1 protein-coding gene is annotated in these 2,484 nt (G+C 60.8%); it reads left to right on the forward strand.

What is annotated here, in order from left to right; translation table 11 throughout:
• A partial coding sequence (gene ppc / locus ACGVJ8_RS08170; RefSeq protein ID WP_392347097.1) for a phosphoenolpyruvate carboxylase occupies nucleotides 1-2,331 on the forward strand: 2,331 nt, incomplete at its 5' end.
• Nucleotides 2,332-2,484: the final 153 nt, after the last annotated feature.

Genomic DNA, 2,484 nt, shown 5'->3' on the forward strand with positions numbered 1-2,484 from the left:
GACCAGCTGGAGGAAGAGATCCGCCTGTGGTGGCGAACCGACGAGCTGCACCAGTTCAAACCCACCGTCATCGACGAGGTGGATTCCACCCTGCACTACTTCCAGCAGGTGTTGTTTGACGCGATGCCGCAACTGCGCAGAAGGCTGATTACAGCCCTGCATCGCCACTACCCCGATGTCCAGGTTCCCCAGGCGTCGTTCTGCACCTTCGGCTCCTGGGTGGGTTCCGATCGGGACGGTAACCCCTCGGTCACACCCGAGATCACCTGGCGCACGGCCTGTTATCAGCGTCAGTTGATGCTGGAGCTGTACATCAGTTCTGTGCAGTCGCTCCGCCAGCAGCTGAGCATCTCCATGCAGTGGAGTCAGGTGGCTCCATCACTGCTGGAGTCGCTGGAGATGGATCGACTCCGATTCCCAGAGATCTACGAGCACAGAGCAGCGCGATACCGGCTGGAGCCCTACCGGCTGAAGCTCTGCTACGTGCTCGAAAAACTGGAGCGCACCCTCGCCCGCAACAACCAGCTGTCGGCGGCGGGCTGGCAGATGCCCTGTGAAGCTCTGGCCGATCCCCAGGCCGGGTTGAGCGGCGCTGAGGTTCTCCACTACACCTCGGTGGACCAGTTCCGCAGTGATCTGGAGTTGGTGCGTAACAGCCTTGTCAGTACCGAACTGAGCTGCGAACAGCTCGACACGTTGCTGCACCAAGTGCACATCTTCGGGTTCTCTCTGGCCAGCCTTGACATCCGTCAGGAGAGCACCCGCCACAGCGATGCCATCGATGAACTCACCCGCAGCCTGGACCTTCCCCAGACCTATGGGGACATGGATGAAATGGAGCGGATGGCATGGCTTCTGCAGGAACTGCAGACCCGTCGCCCCCTGATCCCGCCTGCCGCCAGCTGGTCGGCAGCGACAGCCGAGACGCTGGCGGTGCTCCGAATGCTGCAACGCCTCCAGGAGGAGTTCGGTCCGCGGATTTGCAACTCCTACGTGATCTCAATGAGCCACACGGCATCGGATCTCTTGGAGGTTTTGCTGCTGGCGAAGGAGGCAGGCCTGGTGGACCCCCCCAACAAACGGGCCTCCCTGTTGGTGGTGCCGCTGTTCGAAACCGTGGAGGATCTCCAACGAGCCCCTGAGGTGATGGAGGGGCTGTTTAAGACGCCGCTCTACCGTGAACTCCTCCCCGTTGTTGGGCAGCAGAAGCAGCCGCTGCAGGAGCTGATGCTGGGCTACTCCGACAGCAACAAGGATTCCGGCTTCCTCTCCAGCAACTGGGAGATTCATCAAGCTCAGATCGCCCTTCAGGAACTCGCAAGCAGCCAGGACGTGGCACTTCGCCTCTTCCACGGCCGCGGTGGATCCGTCAGTCGTGGCGGTGGGCCTGCCTATCAGGCGATTTTGGCCCAACCCAACGGCACGCTGCAGGGCCGGATTAAAATCACCGAACAGGGTGAAGTGCTGGCCTCCAAGTACAGCCTGCCTGAGTTAGCGCTCTACAACCTGGAGACCGTCACCACGGCTGTGGTTCAGAACAGCCTGGTGACCAACCAGCTCGATGCGACGCCCAGCTGGAACCAGCTGATGAGTCGTCTTGCCACCCGCTCACGGGAGCATTACCGGGCTCTGGTTCACGACAACCCCGATCTGGTGGCGTTTTTCCAGCAGGTCACACCGATCGAGGAAATCAGCAAACTGCAGATCTCCAGCCGACCGGCCCGCCGCAAAACCGGCACCAAGGATCTCTCCAGCCTGCGGGCGATTCCCTGGGTCTTCGGTTGGACCCAGAGTCGATTCCTGCTGCCGAGCTGGTTTGGCTTCGGCACGGCGCTGTCGGAAGAAGTGGGCGGTGATTCCGAACAGCTCGACCTGCTGCGGCGCCTCCATCAACGTTGGCCGTTCTTCCGGATGCTCATTTCCAAAGTGGAAATGACCCTCTCCAAGGTGGATCTCGACCTGGCCCATCACTACATGAACAGCCTGGGGCACCCTGAACAGCGGGAAGCCTTTGAAGCGATCTTCCAGGTGATCGCCAAGGAATACGAACTCACCCGCAAACTGGTTCTGGAAATCACAGGACAAAACCGACTGCTGGGCGCTGATCAAGGGCTGCAGTTGTCTGTTGATCTGCGCAACCGCACCATTGTTCCCCTGGGCTTTCTCCAGGTTGCGCTGCTGAAGCGGCTGCGGGATCAGAACCGGCAACCCCCCATGAGTGAGACACCAGGCGCCCCCGAGGACACCCGCACCTACAGCCGCAGTGAACTGCTGCGGGGAGCGTTGCTCACCCTCAATGGCATTGCAGCCGGCATGCGGAACACCGGTTGATCCACTGTGCTGTCGTTCCTTCAACAACCCTCGATTCCACCCTTGCCCGAGGGAACGCGACTCGAAACAACAACTCCTCCAACGCCGAGACAGCTCAACCACCTGTTGATGTCCTGCGGGGAATCAGCCCACCCGGAAGACCGTTGGGCGCTC

The sequence above is a fragment of the Parasynechococcus sp. genome, assembly GCF_042954245.1.
Lineage (GTDB): Bacteria > Cyanobacteriota > Cyanobacteriia > PCC-6307 > Cyanobiaceae > Parasynechococcus.